Source organism: Kitasatospora sp. NPDC023118 (assembly GCF_055560875.1).
The window spans coordinates 303,948-321,746 of sequence record NZ_JBVHHW010000003.1; the positions used below are offsets into that span (position 1 = coordinate 303,948).

Genomic DNA, 17,799 nt, shown 5'->3' on the forward strand with positions numbered 1-17,799 from the left:
GCTGTCGGCGGGACCGCGTTCCAGAGTGCGGGCGACGGTGTTCTGATACTCCCCGCCATCGGCCGAGAGGTTTGTACGTGACCGTGAACCAGCAGAGTTTTGCTGATCTCGGCAGGGTCCTGGTGATCATCCCGACCTACAACGAGGCGGAGAACGTCGAGCGGATCGTCGGCCGGGTCCGCGCCTCGGTGCCCGAGGCGCACGTGCTGGTCGCCGACGACAACAGCCCCGACGGCACCGGCGAGCTGGCCGACAAGCTGGCCACCGAGGACCAGAACGTGCACGTCATGCACCGCAAGGGCAAGGAGGGCCTGGGCGCCGCCTACCTCGCGGGCTTCCGCTGGGGCATCGACAACGGCTACGACGTCCTGGTCGAGATGGACGCGGACGGCTCGCACCAGCCCGAGGAGCTGGACCGGCTGCTGGGCGCACTGCGCGGCGCCGACCTGGCGCTCGGCTCGCGCTGGGTGCCGGGCGGCCGGGTGGTGAACTGGCCGAAGTCGCGGCTGCTGCTCTCGCGCGGCGGCTCCACCTACTCGCGGCTGATGCTGGGCGTGCCGATCCGGGACGTCACCGGCGGCTACCGGGCTTTCCGCAAGGAGACCCTGCTGGGGCTGGGCATGGACCAGGTGGCCTCGGCCGGGTACTGCTTCCAGGTCGACCTGGCCTGGCGCACGGTGAAGGCCGGGTTCAAGGTCGCCGAGGTGCCGATCACCTTCGTCGAGCGCGAGCTGGGCGCGTCCAAGATGAGCCGCAGCATCGTGATCGAGGCGCTCTGGCGGGTCACCTCCTGGGGGGTCGCCGACCGGGTGGCCCGACTGCGTGGTCGCGTGACCACGCGCTGAGTCCTGGGCGAAGGGCCCGTCCGCCGGTTTCCGGCGGGCGGGCCCTTCGTCGTGTCCGGGGGCTTTCGGTGGCTGCGGCCCGGGCCGGTCAGCAGCCGCCCTTGAGGGCGCTCTCCGGCAGGTAGCGGTCGGCCCAGACGGCCAGTTCGGTGAGTGCGGGCTTCAGCGCGATGCCGCCCTCGGTGAGCCGGTAGCTGACCCGCAGCGGTGGGCCCGCGTCGACCTCGCGGACGAGCATCCCGGCCTCGGCCAGCTCGGACAGCCGGTCGGAGAGCATCCGCTCGCTGATGCCCGGGACCGCGCGGCGCAGCTCGGAGAAGTAGGCCGGGCCGCTCTGGGCGAGCACGCCCAGCAGCAGGCCGGTCCAGCGCTTCCCGAGCAGGGTGAACACCCGGGTGAGGGCCAGCTCGACGTTGGTGCAGCCGCCCTGCTCCCCGGCGACGCACGCCTCCACGGCGGTGGGCGCCCCATCGGTCACTGCCTCGTGCTCGGCCATGGGATCCAGACTACTCGACCTGCCACTAGTGACTGCAGAAAAGTAAGCTGCTACGTTACTTGCAGTTGCGGCGAAAACAGCAGCTACTTATTCTCTGGAGGTCCCCCATGCCCACGCTTCTGCACATCGACTCCTCCGCGGTCGCCGACGGCTCCGTCTCCCGCGAGGTCACGGCCGCCTTCCGGGCCGCTTGGCTGGCCGAGCACCCCGAGGGCACGGTGATCTACCGGGACCTCGCCGTCGAGCAGATCCCGCACCTGGACGTCCACGGCATCACCGGCGGGTTCGTCCCGGCCGGGGGCCGCAGCGCCGAGCAGAGCGCCGCCTTCGCGCTGCGCGACGAGCTGATGGCCGAGCTGGAGGGCGCCGACGCCGTGCTGATCGGCACCCCGATGTACAACTTCACGATCCCGTCGACCCTCAAGGCCTGGCTGGACCAGGTGATCCTGGTCGGCCGCACGGCCGGCGAGGAGCCCTCCGCCAAGGGCACCCCGGTCACCGTGGTCGCCGCCCGCGGCGGCTCGTACGCGCCCGGCGCCCCGCGCGAGCCGTACGAGTTCGTCACCACCTATCTGGAGAAGGTGCTGACCGGCATGCTCGGGCTGGAGGTCGACTTCATCGTCCCGGAGTTCACCCTGGCCGGGACCGTCCCGGCGATGGCCGACTTCGTGCCGAAGGCCGCCGAGTCCAAGGCGCAGGCGCTGGAGCAGGCCGCCCGCCGCGGCAAGGAGACCGCCGCCCGCGTCGCGGCGTGAGCCGGGTGAGCCGCGGTTGAAGGCGCGCCCCGCCGGGCGCGCCTTCCGCGCGATCGGCCGCCGGTACTCCCATGCTGTAGGGCGCAGGGAGTCCGACCGCCGACCAGAGGGAGCAGCCCGTGACGTCGTCCCCGCCCGAGGAGAGCGCCGGCGCGGAACGGGTGGACGCCGAGTCCGCTGCGACCGATCCCGCGGTGGCCGGCACCGCGGGACAGGCCGAGCAGCCCGCGCGGCCGCTGGAGGTCGCCGTCTTCACCGGCCCGGAGTCGGCCTTCTTCACCACCTCCACACTGATCCTCGGCGAGCAGACCGCGATCCTGGTGGACGCCCAGCTCACCCGCAGCGCCGGGCGGGAACTGGCCGAGTGGGTCGCGGGCAAGGGCCGCCGGCTGCTCGCCATCGTGGTCACCCATCAGCACCCCGACCACTACTTCGGCGCCGAGGAGGTGCTGAGGCTCTTCCCGGACGCCCAGCTGCTGGCCGCGCCGGCGGTGGTCGAGGGCATCCGGCGCACCGTCGCCGCCAAGGTCGCGCAGTGGAAGCCGGTGTACGGCGACGACATCCCCGACCACCCGCTGGTCCCGGCCCCGCTGCTGCCGCAGCCGCTGATGCTCGACCGCCAGGTGATCCCGGTGCTGCTGCTCGGCCAGGCCGACTGCGGGGAGTCCTCGGTCGTCCACGTGCCCAGCATCCGGACCGTGATCGCCGGGGACTTCGTCGGCAACGGCACCCACGTGTGGACCGCCGACACCACCCCGGCCCAGCGCACCACCTGGGGGCACAACCTCGGCCGGATCGCCGACCTCGGGGCGGACCGGGTGATCGCCGGACACCGCGCCCCCGAACAGGGCGACGACGCGGCCCGGGTGCTCGCCTTCACCAGGGAGTACCTGCAGGACTTCGACCGGGCGCTGGCCGCGCACCCCGCCGACCCGGAGGCGCTGGTCACGGCGATGAACGAGCGGTACGGGGAGCTGACCCTGCCGTCCTTCCTGGAGCTGGGCGCGGCGGCGAACACCGCCCGGGCGGCGGCGGAGGACGGGATCATCGACGCGGAGATCGTCGAGGACGACCCGGCCGAGTAGCGCCCGGCCGAGTAGGGCCCGGCGCGGCCGGGCGGATACTGGCCGCATGACGCCGTACGACGTGATCGTCCCCGCGGGTGGGGCCGCCCGCCGCCTCGGCGGGGCCGACAAGCCCGGTCTGACCGTGGGGGAGACCACCCTGCTCGACCGGGTGCTCGCCGCCTGCGCGGGCGCCCGCACCACCGTGGTGGTCGGCCCCGCCCGGCCGACCACGCGCGACGGGGTCCGCTGGACCAGGGAGCAGCCGCCCGGCGGTGGGCCGGTCGCCGCCGTCTCAGCCGGGCTCGACCTGGTCACCGCGGACACCGTGCTGCTGCTCGCCGCCGACCTGCCCTTCCTGGACCGGCGGACGGTGGACCGGCTGGTCGGCGCCCTCGACGCGGCCGACCCGACCGTGGCGGCCACCGTCCTGGTCGACGCCGGCGGACGCGAGCAGCCGCTCGCCGCCGCCTACCGGACCGCCCCGCTGCGGGCCGCGCTGGCCGGGCTCGGCGACCCGGACGGGCTGCCGCTGCGCCGGCTCGTCGGAGGGCTGTCCCGGCTGCTGGTGGCCGACACCGACAACGTCGCGTACGACTGCGACACCTGGGAGGACCTGGAGCAGGCCCGGGAGCGGGAGAAGTCCTGAGGGTTCGCCGCGCGGCGGTCGGCGGGGACCTCACGGGGTCCGGCGTCGGCCCGTGAGGGAAACGACGCGCCTCGCACACGGGGTGAACACCTCGGGGAAACCGCCGATCAGGCAGCATGGGCGCATGGAGCGCACGCTGGAAGACTGGATCGCCGAGGTCAAGGCCGACCTGGGCATCGACCTGGACGTGGACGTCCGGGGCCTGCTCGACACGGCCCGGGTGGTCGCGCACGGGGTCGCCCGGCCGGCCGCACCCCTGACCGCCTTTCTGATCGGCTACGCGGCCGCGCAGCGGGGCGGCGGGTCGCAGGCCGTGGCCGAGGCGTCCCGGCGGACCGCGGCGCTCGCCGAGAGCTGGAGCGCCGCCGCCGGGCCGGGCGAGCCGTGAGCGCGGTCGGGCAGACCACGGTGGCCGCCCCGTCCACCGGCCCCGGTCTGCTGAGCTGGCCGCGGGCCCGGGAGGCCGCGCGCCGGGCCGGGCTGCGCCCGCTGCCGGTGGTCGGGCTGCCGCTGGCCGAGACGCTCGGCCACACCCTCGCCGAACCGCTGGGCGCGCTGACCGACCTGCCCGCCTTCGACACCTCCGCGATGGACGGCTGGGCGGTCGCCGGCCCCGGGCCCTGGCGGGTCGCCGGGCGGGTGCTGGCCGGCCGCACCGAGGTGGCGCCGCTGGCCGACGGCAGCGCCGTCGAGATCGCCACGGGGGCCCAACTGCCGCCCGGCGCCACCGCCGTACTGCGCCGCGAGCACGGTCGGACGGACGGCACGCTGCTGCGCGACCGCGGCCAGCAGCCGCTGACCACCGGTCAGGACGTCCGCCCGCGCGGCCAGGAGTGCCGCCGGGGCGAGGAGTTGCTGCCGGCCGGGACGGTGATCGGCCCGGCGGTGCTCGGCCTGGCCGCCGCCTGCGGCCACGACCGGCTCGCCGTCCGCCGCCGTCCGGTGGTCCAACTGCTGGTGCTGGGCGACGAGTTGCTCGCCTCCGGGACTCCCGGGCCGGGGCTGGTCCGGGACGCACTCGGTCCGCTGCTGCCGCCCTGGCTGCGGGCGGCCGGTGCGGAGGTGGCCGAAGTCCGGTGCGTCCGCGACGACTTCGGGCTGCTGCGGGACGCGCTGCGGCACTCCACCGCCGACGTCGTGGTGACCACCGGCGGGACGGCCGCCGGGCCGGTGGACTTCCTGCACCGGGCGCTCACCGAGTCCGGTGCCCGGCTGCTGGTGGACGGCGTCGCGGTGCGGCCCGGGCACCCCATGCTGCTGGCCGAACTCTCCGGCGGGCGCCACCTGGTGGGCCTGCCGGGCAACCCGCTGGCCGCGGTCGCCGGGATGGTCACGCTCGCCCTGCCGCTGCTGCACGCCTGCGGCGGGCGGTCCGTCGCCGCCCCCGCGCTCGCGCCGGCGGCCGTGCTGCTGCCCGGGCACCCGGCGGACACCCGGCTGCAGCCGGTGCGGCGCACTGTCGAAGGGGTCGTACCGCTCGCCTTCGACGGGCCCGCGATGCTGCGCGGCCTGGCCCGGGCGGAGGCGCTGGCCGTGGTCCCGCCCGGCGGGGCGGCGGCCGGGCAGACCGTCGAGCTGGTGGAGGCGCCGTGAGCGCGTGATGGGGGTACCGCCGGCCGGAGGCTGGGGGGAGCGAACCGTTGAGAGGTGCGCGTGAGCGAGCGGAGCGAGGTCACCGTCGAGAGGTGCGCGTGAGCGGACGCCGGGATCGTACGAACTGGACGTGGTGGAGCGGCCGGTCACCCGGGCCGGGGCCGGGCACGGTCCGCGCGAGTGCGCGGACCTGGTGGTCGCGGTGGTCCGGGGCCGACGGGTGCTCGACTGCACCGAGCCGGAGGCCGCCGTGCCGCAGCTGACCGACCGGGTGATCGTCATCAAGTCGACCGGCCGGGGAGGGGGCTGACCCCCGAACTGCCGTGAGGCGCAGTAGGTTCGGGGCATGTATGCGATGACGATTCCCGTACCCGGCGGCCCCGAGGCACTGGTGTGGGCCGAGGTGCCCGACCCGGTGCCCGGCGAGGGCGAGGTCCTGGTCGAGGTGGCGGCCACCGCCGTCAACCGGGCCGACCTGCTTCAGCGGCAGGGCTTCTACAACCCGCCGCCCGGCGCCTCGCCCTACCCGGGGCTGGAGTGCGCCGGGCGGATCGTCGCGCTCGGACCGGGGGTGTCCGGCTGGGCGGTCGGCGACGAGGTGTGCGCGCTGCTGGCCGGCGGCGGGTACGCGCAGCGGGTCGCGGTGCCGAGCGGGCAGCTGCTGCCGATGCCGAAGGGGCTGAGCGCGGAGCAGGCCGCGGCGCTGCCGGAGGTGGTCTGCACGGTCTGGTCCAACGTGTTCCTCACGGCCCACCTGCGGCCCGGTGAGACGGTGCTGCTGCACGGCGGCGCGAGCGGCATCGGAACGATGGCGATCCAGCTGGCCAAGGCGGTCGGCGCGCGGGTAGCGGTGACGGCGGGCAGCGCGGAGAAGCTGGCCCGGTGCGTCGAGCTGGGCGCGGACATCGCGATCGACTACCGCGAGCAGGACTTCGTCGAGGTGCTCCGGGAGGCCACCGACGGGGCCGGGGCGGACGTGATCCTGGACATCATGGGCGCCAAGTACCTGCAGCGGAACGTGGACGCGCTGGCGGTCAACGGACGGCTGGTGATCATCGGGCTGCAGGGCGGGGTGAAGGGCGAGCTCGACCTCAACGCGCTGCTGCGCAAGCGGGCGGCGGTGATCGCCACCAACCTGCGCGGGCGGCCGCTGGCGGAGAAGGCGGCGATCGTGGCGGCGGTGCGGGAGCACGTGTGGCCGCTGGTCGAGTCCGGCGTGGTGAAGCCGGTGGTGGACCGGGTGCTGCCGCTGGTCGAGGCCGGTGCGGGGCACCGGGTGCTGGAGGCGGGGGAGCAGGTCGGAAAGGTCGTGCTGAAGGCCTGAGGGGCGGGTCCGCGGGGTGGCGGCGAGGTGGCCCGAGGTGTCTGAAATGCCGCATTAGTCGGAATGTGTGAGGCTGGTCCGGAGCTGTCTCGCCGCCGACCCCGCCCCCGGGCGCGGTCGGCCGTCGGAAGGACTCCGACCGTGGCCGCATCATTCCACTCACCCCTCGGGCCGCTGCCCGCCGCGCCGCACCACCGTCGTACCCACCGCACCCGGAGGCTGCTCGCGGCGGCCGTGCTGGGGCTGATGCTCCCGCTGGCCGCCGCGACGACGGCCGTCGCGACGACGACCGTCTCGGGGGCCCTGTCGGACACCGGGCTGAGCGTCGGGGCGGAGCCCTCGGCCGCACGGCCACAGCATCAGGGGCCCAGGGCACGCCGGGTCGCCGGCGACTTTCCCCGGACCCATCGCCACCGCCTGGCGTCGGCGCCGGAGCGCCCCGGCGCGGCGGTCAAGCAGGCGCCGGACCAGGCGCCGGACCAGGCCGTCCAGCAGCCTCCCGCGCAGGCCCCGGACCAGAGCGTCGAGCAGGCCCCTGACCAGGTCCCCGACCAGGCCCCGGACCAGGCCCCGGACCAGAGCGTCCAGGCCGACCGGTCGGCCAGCGACGCGGGCACCCCGGCCCGCGTCGATCCCACCGCCCCGGACACCGTCACGGGGACCTCCGACCAGCCCGTCGCGGCCGCCGCCGTCCCCGCCGTCCTCCCGGCGCGCTGGCAGGACCCCTCCACCCTCCAGCTCCCCCTGGGCGTCGGCCTCGGCCTGATCGGCTGCGGCCTCGGCCTGATCGGCCTCCGCCTGCGGAAGGGCTGAACCGGGACCGCGTCGGCCCGCCTCGGCCCGTCGAGAGCACCCCCTCCGGCGCCGCCGGGGTGGAGGTTCGGTGCGGGTTCCGGGGCGGGCTCCTGGGGGGCGTGCGGCGGGAGTCGGTCGGGGCGGGGCGGGAACTCTGAGTATCCGTACGGATTCCCGGGCGGGGCGTGGGAGCGTACCGTCGTGACGGGGCGGCGCAGGATGGCGGGACGAACGGGGGCTTCCGCCCGACCAACCCCAGTGAGAGAGAATGTTGTTCATGACGAATCCGATGAACGAGCGCTCGTCGCAGGAGCCCTTCCGGGCCGCCGGCGGGCAGTCGCACGACGGCCAGAAGGTGCTGATCGTCGGACCGGACGGGCTGCCGGTGGGCCAGGGGTTCGCCGGGCCGGCGGGAGACGGGGACGACGAGGGCGACCTCCCGCGTGAGCTCCCGGTGACCGAGATGGTCGAGCAGCCCGCCAAGGTCATGCGCATCGGCAGCATGATCAAACAGCTGCTGGAGGAGGTCCGGGCCGCGCCTCTCGACGAGGCCAGCCGGGCCCGGCTGAAGGACATCCACGCCAGCTCGATCAAGGAGCTGGAGCTCGGGCTGGCCCCGGAGCTGGTCGCCGAGCTGGAGCGGCTGTCGTTGCCGTTCACCGAGGACAGCATCCCGACCGAGGCCGAGCTGCGGATCGCCCAGGCCCAGCTGGTGGGCTGGCTGGAGGGCCTGTTCCACGGCATCCAGACCGCCCTGTTCGCCCAGCAGATGGCCGCGCGGGCCCAGCTGGAGCAGATGCGCCGCGCCCTGCCGCCCGGTCTGCACGGCGGCGAGCCGGACGAGGAGGACCCGGGTCACGGCCGCGGCATCCGTTCCGGCCCCTACCTGTAGGCCGCAGCCCGTAGGCCGTCGCGGGACCGGACGTACCGTGACGATCCGCCCCGGGCCGCAGCGCCGTGGAAGGGCGCCGACGGCCCGGGGCCAGGACCGGCCCTGCACCGGTCGCCGTCGGCGAGAGCCGATACCCTGACCCCTGTCGCTGGCCGGTCGAGCCGCCGCGACAGGGGTCCGCCAGGCCAGCGGGCCGGGCCCACCACGCACGGACGAGACCGAACGTCACGGCTGCGGCAGCACGGCCGCGCCGAGGGGGAGCAGAGGACCATGAGCGAGCACGGCAACGCGGCCGAGGGCTTCTCCCTGGGCAACGGCCGCTATGTGCTGCAGCGGCTGCTGGGTGAGGGCGGCATGGCCTCCGTGCACCTCGCGTACGACAGCGTGCTCGACCGGCAGGTCGCGCTGAAGAGCATGCACAGCGAGCTGGGCCGGGACGACTCGTTCAAGGAGCGGTTCCGCCGCGAGGCCCAGGCGGTGGCCCGGCTGGAGCACCCCAACATCGTCACGGTGTACGACAGCGGCGAGGACGTCGCCCCGGACGGCTCCAGCACGCCGTACATCGTCATGCAGCTGATCGACGGCAAGGGCCTGCGCGAGACGATCAACGAGGCGGTCGCCCAGTACGGCGCGGTGCCCACCGAGGAGGCCCTCAAGGTCACCATCGGCGTGCTGAACGCGCTGGAGGCCTCGCACGACATGGGCCTGGTGCACCGCGACATCAAGCCCGGCAACGTCATGTTCGACCGCAAGGGCAACGTCAAGGTCATGGACTTCGGCATCGCCCGGGCGCTGGAATCCGGCGTCACGTCGATGACCCAGACCGGCATGGTGGTCGGCACCCCGCAGTACCTCTCGCCCGAGCAGGCGCTCGGCAAGCCGGTGGACGCCCGCTCCGACCTCTACTCGGTCGGCGTGATGCTCTTCGAGATGCTCACCGGCCAGCTGGTCTTCGACGGCGACTCGGCCTTCTCGATCGCCTACAAGCACGTCCAGGAGGAGCCGCAGGCGCCCTCCAGCCTCAACCGCTCGATCACCCCGGCTGTGGACGCCTACGTCGCCCAGGCGCTGCGCAAGGACCCGGCGCACCGCTTCCAGAGCGCGGCCGCGATGCGGGACGAGGCGGAGCGGCTGATCGCGGAGCTGAAGGGCGGGGGCGGACACTCGCTCCAGGCGAGCACCCCGCTGATGATCAACGAGGGCCCGCGCTCGGTGCACGCCGCGCCGCAGACCCCTCATCCCTTCCCTCAGCAGCCGCAGTACCGGACCCCGCCGCCCGCTTACCAGACCCCTGCCCCGCAGGCCCCGCACACGCCGCACCCCCAGTACCTCCAGCAAGGGGGGCAGCCGCAGTACCGGACGCCGCCGCCCGCCTACCAGACGCCGCGTCCGCAGGCCCCGCAGCCGCAGTTCCACCAGCAAGGCGGGCAGCGGCCGATGCACACCCCGGTGCCGCAGCCGATGCCCCAGCCGATGCCGCCGTACCAGCAGCCGAAGCCCAACAGCGGCGGCTGCTCCACGGCGTTCGTAGTCGTCGCGATCATCGTCGGTGTGCTGGTGCTGGCCGGCATCATCATCGCGATCGTGGTGAACAACGCGCAGGACAAGACCAAGACCAAGTTCGGCGGGCACGCGGAGCGGCCGGCCGAGGTGCTGGTGCTGGACCAGCCGACCGGCCGGAATGGCCTGCTCTGACGGTTTCCGGCCGGTTCGGGCTGTCACGGGTGCGCGCCGGAAGCGGTAGCGTTCGGGGATACGTAAGCGACAGGGCACCGCGATTCCGAGCGCACGCCCGGGGCGAGGAGCGATGGCACAGACGCAGCAGCCGGACGACGACGCGGGTGCCCGAGCGGACGGACGGACCGGCGGGACGCCGAGGATTTCCGAGCCGGGCAACGAAGCCGCGACCTCCGCGCTGCCGCCGTTCGGCCGGAGCGGGCCGCAGACCCCCGGCCGCGGCACCGCCGCCCCGCTGGGCACGGTCGGCGATGGCCGCTACCGGCTGACCCACCGGCTCGGCCGCGGCGGCATGGCCGAGGTCTTCGCCGCCGAGGACGTGCGGCTGGGCCGCACCGTCGCGGTCAAGTTGCTCCGCGGCGAGCTGGCCCAGGACGACGTCGCCCGGCTGCGCTTCACCCGCGAGGCACACGCCGTCGCGGCGCTGAACCACCACTCGATCGTCTCGGTCTACGACACCGGCGAGGAGTACGTCGGGGACGAGTCCACGCCGTACATCGTGATGGAGCTGGTCGAGGGCCGGACCGTCCGCGAGCTGCTGGTGGACGAGGAGGCGCCGCCGGTCGACCAGGCGCTGATCATCATCGCCGGGGTGCTGGAGGCGCTGGCCTACAGCCACCGGAACGGCATCGTGCACCGCGACATCAAGCCCGCCAACGTGAGCATCACCAACGCCGGCGCGGTCAAGGTGATGGACTTCGGCATCGCCCGGGCGCTGACCGGCGGGGCCACCACGATGACCCAGACCGGCATGGTCATGGGCACCCCGCAGTACCTGTCGCCCGAGCAGGCGCTCGGCAAGGCGGTCGACCACCGCTCCGACCTGTACGCGGCCGGCTGCATGCTCTACGAGCTGCTCACGCTGCGCCCGCCGTTCACCGGCGACACCCCGCTCTCGGTGGTCTACCAGCACGTCCAGGACCCGCCGGTGCCGCCCTCGCAGGCCAACAGCCGGGTGCCGCTCGGGCTGGACCCGCTGGTGCTGCGCTCGCTCGCCAAGAACCCGGACGACCGCTTCCAGGACGCCGACGAGTTCCGCGCCCACGTGCAGCACGCGCTGCGCGAGATGCACGGCGCGGCCGGGGCCGATTGGCTCGGCGCGGCGGCCGCCGACACCGGCGCCACCCAGGTGATCCGTCCGGACCAGTCGGCGGCCACCCAGGCCTTCGGTGCGGTCGGCGCGGGCGACCAGACCTCCGTGCTGCCGTACTCGACGGGCGGCCCGCACACCCCCTCCTCGCCCTACCCGGCGGCCGGCGGCCCGTACGGCGGCGGTGGCGGCGAGGACGACGGCGACCACGGGGACCACGGCCCCGGCCGTCGGCGCGGGCCCTGGGGCTGGGTGGTCGGCGGGATCGCCGTGCTGCTCGCGGCCGGTGCCGGGATCGCCTTCGCGCTCGGCGGCGGCAACGACCACACGACGATCACGCCGAACACGCCCGCCCCGGTGGTCAGCACCACCGAGCCGACCACGCCGACCCAGGGCGCCCAGGTGACCCAGCCGCCGTCCGTCTCCGGCAGCCGGCGGCCGCAGCAGCCGACCGACAACGGCAGCTACACCGGGAACGGCGGTGGCTACAACAACGTGTCGCCGTCGCCGAATTCGGGCAGGCACACGCCGACCCCGACGCCGACCCAGACGGCGACGTCGACGCCCACCCACGTCCCCACGGCCACCTCGACGGGGACCGGCGGGCCGACCTCGGCGCCGACGACCCCGAGTTCGGGCGGCGGTGGCAACACGGGCACCTCGAACCCGGTGCCGACGCCCCCCAAGCCGACCGGCGGCAGCACGGTGCAGCCGGGGGGCTGAGGTGCCCGGCCGACGGGCTCAGTTGGCGAAGGCGTCCAGGACCTGCTCGTACTCCTGGCACCACCACGCCAACTGGCCCGCCGAGGCGGGGTAGAGCGGGTCGGCCCGGTGGTCGGCCCGCTGGTAGCGCCACTGCAGCATCCAGAAGTCGTTCAGCCGCTCCCACCAGACCCGGTGGACGGCGGCGGCCAGGTGCTCGGCGGTGGCGGCCCCGGAGGCCCGGTAGGCCTGTGAGTAGCGGCGGACCCGGACCAGGTCGAGGGTGCCGGTGGTCCGGTCGTTGAAGAGCAGCGTGGCCCCGCGGACGGCCTCCTCGGCGCGCGGCTGGGGGCCGAGCTTGTCCCAGTCCAGGACGGCCGCGACCCGGTCGCCGTCGTACAGCAGGTTGAGGCCGTGGAAGTCGCCGTGGGTCCAGCCGGTGGGCGGGGCGGCCTGCGGGTCGGGGCGGCGGTGGGCGTGCTCGGCGAGCAGTTCCAGCCGTTCGTCGAGCCGTTGTTCGACCAGGGCGTCCAGTTCGCCGTACGGGCGGTGCTCGCGGGCGTGGCGGCGCAGTTCGCGGGCGAGTTCGGCGCTGTCGAGGGGGTCGGCGCTGCGGTAGCCGACGGGCTGGTCGAGGGGGGCGCAGACGTCGTCGAGCGCGCCGTGCAGTCGGCCGAGCAGCGCGCCGAGCGCGTCGCACTGTGGCAGGGGGAGCTCCGTACCGTGCTGGTGTCGGCCATCGACCCAGGGGAAGATCGCGAACAGCCGGCCGCCCAGGCCGGCCACCGTACCGGCCCGTTCGGTACAGGTCAGCGGGGGTGAGACGGGCAGTCCGAGGGCGTGCAGGTCGGTCATCGCGCGGTGGTGGGCGAGGATCTTCGGGCGGTTGGCGGTGGCGGCGTCGACGTAGCACTTCAGGAAGTAGGCCCCGGCCTCGGTGGTGACCCGGTAGCCCCGGTTCAGCAGGCCTTCGGCGACCGGTTCGGCGGTCAGCAGCCGCCCCACCCGGTAGCGGGCCAGGACCTCGTCGAGTGCGCTGCGCGGGACGGGCGGACTGAGGGTCCCTATCGGCGGGGCGGAGAGGTCGGGGCGGGCCGGGGCGCAGGCGAGGGTCTGGCTGAAAGTCACGTGCAGAGGTTATGGCCCCCTGGTGGGGGTCCTTGACAAACCGTCAGATGTGTGAAGTGACCGGATCAGTACTGATGGTCGGCCTGGTGCCGCGCCACGAAGGCGGCCGCCTGGGTGCGCCGCTCCATGCCCATCTTGGCGAGCAGACTGGAGACGTAGTTCTTCACCGTCTTCTCGGCCAGGTGCAACTCGTTGCCGATCTGACGGTTGGTCATTCCCTCGCCGATCAGATCGAGGATCCGCCGCTCCTGCTTGGTGAGTTGGGACAGTCGCTCGTCCTCCTTCTCGCCGCCGTCGCGCAGCCGGGCGAGCACCCGGCTGGTGGCGACCGGGTCGAGCAGCGAGCGGCCGGCCGCGACGTCCCGGACCGCGGTGATCAGGTCGGTGCCGCGGATCGCCTTCAGGACGTAGCCGGAGGCGCCCGCCATGATCGAGTCGAACAGCGCCTCGTCGTCCGAGAAGGAGGTCAGCATCAGGCACTTGATCTCGGGCAGCCGGGAGCGGACCTCGCGGCAGACCTCGACCCCGTTGCCGTCCGGCAGCCGGACGTCGAGCACCGCGACGTCGGGGTGGACCGCCGGGATCCGGGTGAGCGCCTCGGCGGCCGTGCCGGCCTCGCCGACCACCTCGATGTCGTCCTCGACCGAGAGCAGGTCGTGCACGCCCCGTCGGACGACCTCGTGATCGTCGAGCAGGAACACCCTGATTTGTCCGTTATCAGTCACGCCCAAAGCCTCCCATATCACCCTACATAAGGCCTGTCGTTCGCATCGGCGTAAAGACGTGATCAGGCCACAGTCGCCGAAACCGATACCGAGAACCCCCTTTCGTACGGACGTCTGCCCGGATAACGTGCGCTGGTGTCCTGAAGGCGCTCGAATTGAGAGCTGCGTCACGCCGACCGTCACCCCCACCCTTCCGACGGCGAGCCCCGGCGCGGCACCCTCGGGGTTGTAGGCCCTGAACAAGTAGGACGTCCTAGCGCAAGCGCGCCAAGGGCGGACGCTGGGTAACGTTCTCGTGAGGGACGCCGTCGGAACAGGATCACCACCTGCCACGCAGTAGGTGCGCACACCCACGCGCGCCCCGCGAGGCGGTGACCGGACCGGTCACCGGCGACCCCGGGCGGCCGGACAGACCGAGGAGTGAACGTGACCGTCAAAAGCACGGCGAGGGCTCGCAAGAAGGCGGCCCCCGGCGTCCCTGACACCCTCCGCGCCACGGGTAAGGATGCCCAGCCGGAGCTCGTACAGCTGCTCACCCCGGAAGGCGAGCGGGTCGAGCACCCGGACTACCCCCTCACCACCACTCCGGAGGAGCTGCGCTCCCTCTACCGCGACCTGGTGCTGGTGCGCCGGTTCGACGGCGAGGCGACCGCCCTCCAGCGCCAGGGCGAGCTGGGCCTGTGGGCCTCGCTGCTCGGCCAGGAAGCCGCCCAGGTCGGCTCCGGTCGCGCCATGCGCACCGGCGACTACGCCTTCCCCACCTACCGCGAGCACGGCGTGGCCTGGTGCCGCGACGTCGACCCGCTGAACCTGCTCGGCATGTTCCGCGGCGTGAACCACGGCGGCTGGGACCCGAACGAGAAGAACTTCCACCTGTACACCATCGTGATCGGTGCGCAGGCCCTGCACGCCACCGGCTACGCGATGGGCATCACCAAGGACGGCGCCGACGACGCGGTGATCGCGTACTTCGGCGACGGCGCCTCCAGCCAGGGCGACGTCAACGAGGCCTTCACCTTCGCCTCGGTCTACAACGCGCCGGTGGTGTTCTTCTGCCAGAACAACCAGTGGGCGATCTCCGAGCCCACCACCACCCAGACCAAGATCCCGCTGTACCGCCGCGCCTCCGGCTTCGGCTTCCCGGGCGTGCGGGTGGACGGCAACGACGTGCTGGCCTGCCTCGCGGTCACCCGCTGGGCGCTGGACTACGCCCGCAGCGGCAACGGCCCGGTGCTGATCGAGGCCTTCACCTACCGGATGGGCGCGCACACCACCTCCGACGACCCCACCCGCTACCGGCTCGCCGAGGAGACCGAGGCCTGGAAGGCCAAGGACCCGATCCTGCGGCTGCGCACCCTCCTGGAGAAGGAGGGCCTGGCGGACGAGGAGTTCTTCGCCGCCGTCGACGCCGAGAGCGAGCAGCTGGGCCTGCGGGTGCGCGAGGGCGTGCGCAGCATGCCGGACCCGGACCCGACGCTGATCTTCGACCACGTGTACAGCGAGCCGCACGCGCTGGTCGATGAGGAACGGGCCGAATACATCGAGTACGCGGCCTCCTTCGAGGCGGGGGAGAACCACTGATGGCCGGTCAGCTGAGCATCGCCAAGGCGCTCAACGAGGCGCTGCGCAAGTCGCTGGAGAACGACCCGAAGACCGTCCTGATGGGCGAGGACATCGGCAAGCTCGGCGGCGTCTTCCGGATCACCGACGGCCTGCAGAAGGACTTCGGCGAGGGCCGGGTGATCGACACCCCGCTGGCCGAGTCCGGCATCATGGGCACCGCGATCGGCCTCGCGCTGCGCGGCTACCGCCCGGTCGTGGAGATCCAGTTCGACGGCTTCGTCTACCCGGCCTTCGACCAGATCGTCTCCCAGCTGGCCAAGATGCACGCCCGTGCGCTGGGTCACGTCAAGATGCCGATCACCGTCCGCATCCCCTACGCGGGTGGTATCGGCGCGGTCGAGCACCACAGCGAGTCGCACGAGGCGTACTTCGCGCACACCGCCGGTCTGCGGGTGGTCACCCCGGCCAACGCGCACGACGCGCACTGGATGCTGCGGCAGTCCATCGAGTCGGACGACCCGGTCATCTTCCTGGAGCCCAAGCGGCGTTACTGGGACAAGGGCGAGGTCGGCGCCGCCGCCGACCTGGGCCTGCACGACGCCCGGATCGTCCGCCCGGGCGCCGACGCGACGCTGATCGCGTACGGCCCGATGGTCAAGGTCTGCCTGGAGGCCGCCGCGGCCGCCGAGGAGGACGGCCGCCGGCTGGAGGTCGTCGACCTGCGCTCGCTCTCCCCGGTGGACTTCACCACCCTGGAGGAGTCGGTCAAGCGCACCGGGCGGGCCGTCGTGGTGCACGAGGCGCCGGTCTTCCTGGGCATGGGCGCCGAGCTGGCCGCCCGGCTCACCGAGCGGTGCTTCTACCACCTGGAGGCGCCCGTCCTGCGGGTCGGCGGCTACTTCGCGCCGTACCCGCCGTCCCGGGTCGAGGAGTCCTTCCTGCCCGACCTGGACCGCGTGCTCGACGCCGTCGACCGCGTGCTCGCGTACTGATACCGGGGAGCGAAGATGACCACCGAAGTTCGCTCGCTCCGCGAGTTCAAGATGCCCGACGTGGGCGAGGGCCTCACCGAGGCCGAGATCCTCAGCTGGTACGTCAAGCCCGGTGACACCGTCACCGACGGGCAGGTCGTCTGCGAGGTCGAGACCGCCAAGGCGGCCGTGGAGCTGCCGATCCCGTTCAACGGGGTCGTCGAGCAGCTTTTCTTCCCGGAGGGCGCGACGGTCGACGTCGGCACCGTGATCATCTCGGTCGCGGTGGCCGGCGAGGCGGCCGCTCCGGCCGCCGTGCCCGCGCCCGCCCCCGCCGCCGAGGCGCCGGCCGCCGAGGCCGAGCCGGAGCGCCGGGAGGTGCTGGTCGGGTACGGCCCGCGCACCGGCGGCAGCCAGCGCCGGGCCCGGCGGACGACCACCACCAAGACCGTCACCGCGGCGAAGCCGGCTCCGGTCGCGCCCGCCGCCCCGGTCGCCCCGGCTCCGGTCGCGCCCGCCCCGGTGGCCGAAGTGCCGGTCGGTGAGCGGCCGTTGGCCAAGCCGCCGGTGCGCAAGCTGGCCAAGGACCTCGGCATCGACCTGCGGGCCGTCGCCCCGACCGGCCCGGACGGCGTGATCACCCGCGAGGACGTGCACGCCCACGCCGCGGCCCAGGCCGCTCCGGCGGCTCCGGCCGTCGAGGTGGCCGAGGCCGCCGAGGCCGCCGCGGTCGAGGTGCCGGTGTCCGCCCCCACCGCGGGCGACGTCCGGGTGCCGATCAAGGGCGTCCGCAAGGCGACCGCGCAGGCGATGGTGGCCTCGGCCTTCACCGCCCCGCACGTCACCGAGTTCGTCCAGGTCGACGTGACCCGCACGATGAAGTTCGTCCGCCGGCTCAAGGAGAGCGGCGAGCTGGGCCGGGACGTCCGGGTCAGCCCGCTGCTGCTGGTCGCCAAGGCGCTGCTCACCGCGATCAAGCGCCACCCGGAGATCAACGCCCAGTGGGACGAGGCGGCCCAGGAGATCGTGATCAAGGGCCAGGTGAACCTCGGCATCGCCGCGGCCACCCCGCGCGGCCTGATCGTCCCGAACATCAAGGACGCCGGGTCCAGGACCCTGTCCGGCCTGGCCGTCGCGCTCGGCGAGCTGGTGGAGACCGCCCGCCAGGGCAAGACCTCGCCGGCCGACATGCAGGGCGGCACGGTCACCATCACCAACGTCGGCGTCTTCGGCGTCGACACCGGCACCCCGATCCTCAACCCGGGCGAGGCGGCCATCCTCGCCTTCGGCGCGGTCCGGGAGCTGCCGTGGGTGCACAAGGGCAAGGTCGTCCCGCGTCAGGTCACCACGCTCGCGCTCTCCTTCGACCACCGCCTGGTGGACGGGGAGCTGGGCTCCAGGGTGCTGGCCGACGTGGCCGCGCTGCTGGAACACCCGAAGCGCCTGATCACCTGGGGCTGACGGCCCGTC

At 73.7% G+C, this 17,799-nt stretch carries 17 protein-coding genes and 1 pseudogene; 15 read left to right on the forward strand and 3 right to left on the reverse strand.

The window, feature by feature from the left end; all coding sequences use genetic code 11:
• Positions 1 to 77: 77 nt before the first annotated feature.
• Entirely contained in the window at positions 78 to 845 is a 768-nt protein-coding gene (locus ACZ3UD_RS05860) for a polyprenol monophosphomannose synthase (protein WP_465582662.1), read from the forward strand.
• An 88-nt stretch (positions 846 to 933) separates the two neighbouring features.
• Here the strand turns inward: ACZ3UD_RS05860 and ACZ3UD_RS05865 are convergent, their stop codons facing one another.
• Positions 934 to 1,341: a winged helix-turn-helix transcriptional regulator gene (locus ACZ3UD_RS05865; RefSeq protein WP_465582664.1), complete on the reverse strand. Its 408-nt coding sequence runs from the start codon at positions 1,339 to 1,341 to the stop codon at positions 934 to 936.
• A 107-nt stretch (positions 1,342 to 1,448) separates the two neighbouring features.
• Here ACZ3UD_RS05865 and ACZ3UD_RS05870 point away from each other — a divergent pair, with 107 nt between their 5' ends.
• The 11 genes and pseudogenes from ACZ3UD_RS05870 (at position 1,449) to ACZ3UD_RS05920 (ending at position 11,963) form a co-directional block, all read left to right on the forward strand.
• On the forward strand, positions 1,449 to 2,096 hold the full coding sequence (locus ACZ3UD_RS05870; protein ID WP_465582666.1) for an FMN-dependent NADH-azoreductase: 648 nt from the start codon (positions 1,449 to 1,451) through the stop codon (positions 2,094 to 2,096).
• A gap of 119 nt (positions 2,097 to 2,215) precedes the next feature.
• On the forward strand, positions 2,216 to 3,181 hold the full coding sequence (locus tag ACZ3UD_RS05875) for an MBL fold metallo-hydrolase (protein WP_465582668.1): 966 nt from the start codon (positions 2,216 to 2,218) through the stop codon (positions 3,179 to 3,181).
• A 46-nt stretch (positions 3,182 to 3,227) separates the two neighbouring features.
• On the forward strand, positions 3,228 to 3,809 hold the full coding sequence (gene mobA / locus ACZ3UD_RS05880; RefSeq protein ID WP_465582670.1) for a molybdenum cofactor guanylyltransferase: 582 nt from the start codon (positions 3,228 to 3,230) through the stop codon (positions 3,807 to 3,809).
• A 106-nt stretch (positions 3,810 to 3,915) separates the two neighbouring features.
• Positions 3,916 to 4,197 (forward strand): annotated as a pseudogene (locus ACZ3UD_RS05885) (DUF6457 domain-containing protein); the annotation flags it as partial.
• Positions 4,194 to 5,402, forward strand: coding sequence for a molybdopterin molybdotransferase MoeA (locus ACZ3UD_RS05890; RefSeq protein WP_465582673.1), 1,209 nt, complete (start codon positions 4,194 to 4,196; stop codon positions 5,400 to 5,402). The pseudogene ACZ3UD_RS05885 and the gene ACZ3UD_RS05890, both read left to right, overlap by 4 nt.
• Before the next feature lie 130 nt (positions 5,403 to 5,532).
• Positions 5,533 to 5,712: a hypothetical protein gene (locus tag ACZ3UD_RS05895; protein ID WP_465582675.1), complete on the forward strand. Its 180-nt coding sequence runs from the start codon at positions 5,533 to 5,535 to the stop codon at positions 5,710 to 5,712.
• 36 nt (positions 5,713 to 5,748) lie between these two features.
• On the forward strand, positions 5,749 to 6,726 hold the full coding sequence (locus ACZ3UD_RS05900; RefSeq protein ID WP_465582677.1) for an NAD(P)H-quinone oxidoreductase: 978 nt from the start codon (positions 5,749 to 5,751) through the stop codon (positions 6,724 to 6,726).
• A 141-nt stretch (positions 6,727 to 6,867) separates the two neighbouring features.
• Positions 6,868 to 7,539 carry a hypothetical protein gene (locus tag ACZ3UD_RS05905; protein ID WP_465582679.1) on the forward strand — a complete coding sequence of 224 codons (672 nt, stop codon included), beginning with the start codon at positions 6,868 to 6,870 and terminating at the stop codon, positions 7,537 to 7,539.
• Between the two features lie 259 nt (positions 7,540 to 7,798).
• Positions 7,799 to 8,413, forward strand: coding sequence for a bacterial proteasome activator family protein (locus ACZ3UD_RS05910; protein ID WP_465582681.1), 615 nt, complete (start codon positions 7,799 to 7,801; stop codon positions 8,411 to 8,413).
• 270 nt (positions 8,414 to 8,683) lie between these two features.
• The gene (locus ACZ3UD_RS05915; RefSeq protein ID WP_465582683.1) at positions 8,684 to 10,108 is read left to right on the forward strand and encodes a protein kinase domain-containing protein; all 1,425 of its coding nucleotides are present in this window, start codon (positions 8,684 to 8,686) and stop codon (positions 10,106 to 10,108) included.
• Between the two features lie 112 nt (positions 10,109 to 10,220).
• Complete coding sequence (locus ACZ3UD_RS05920) at positions 10,221 to 11,963, forward strand: protein kinase domain-containing protein (protein ID WP_465582685.1); 1,743 nt, start codon at positions 10,221 to 10,223, stop codon at positions 11,961 to 11,963.
• A gap of 18 nt (positions 11,964 to 11,981) precedes the next feature.
• Here ACZ3UD_RS05920 and ACZ3UD_RS05925 read toward each other — a convergent pair whose 3' ends face one another.
• On the reverse strand, positions 11,982 to 13,070 hold the full coding sequence (locus ACZ3UD_RS05925) for a phosphotransferase (RefSeq protein ID WP_465582687.1): 1,089 nt from the start codon (positions 13,068 to 13,070) through the stop codon (positions 11,982 to 11,984).
• 65 nt (positions 13,071 to 13,135) lie between these two features.
• Positions 13,136 to 13,795, reverse strand: a complete 660-nt coding sequence (locus tag ACZ3UD_RS05930; protein ID WP_380608838.1) for a response regulator — start codon at positions 13,793 to 13,795, stop codon at positions 13,136 to 13,138.
• Positions 13,796 to 14,221: 426 nt separating this feature from the next.
• Here ACZ3UD_RS05930 and pdhA point away from each other — a divergent pair, with 426 nt between their 5' ends.
• From pdhA to ACZ3UD_RS05945, 3 genes are read left to right on the forward strand one after another with little or no spacing between them, the layout of a single operon-like run.
• Positions 14,222 to 15,376, forward strand: a complete 1,155-nt coding sequence (gene pdhA / locus ACZ3UD_RS05935; protein ID WP_465582689.1) for a pyruvate dehydrogenase (acetyl-transferring) E1 component subunit alpha — start codon at positions 14,222 to 14,224, stop codon at positions 15,374 to 15,376.
• On the forward strand, positions 15,376 to 16,350 hold the full coding sequence (locus ACZ3UD_RS05940; RefSeq protein WP_465582691.1) for an alpha-ketoacid dehydrogenase subunit beta: 975 nt from the start codon (positions 15,376 to 15,378) through the stop codon (positions 16,348 to 16,350). Before pdhA ends, ACZ3UD_RS05940 begins: the two co-directional genes overlap by 1 nt.
• Before the next feature lie 15 nt (positions 16,351 to 16,365).
• Positions 16,366 to 17,790, forward strand: coding sequence for a dihydrolipoamide acetyltransferase family protein (locus ACZ3UD_RS05945; RefSeq protein ID WP_465582693.1), 1,425 nt, complete (start codon positions 16,366 to 16,368; stop codon positions 17,788 to 17,790).
• Positions 17,791 to 17,799 lie beyond the last annotated feature (9 nt).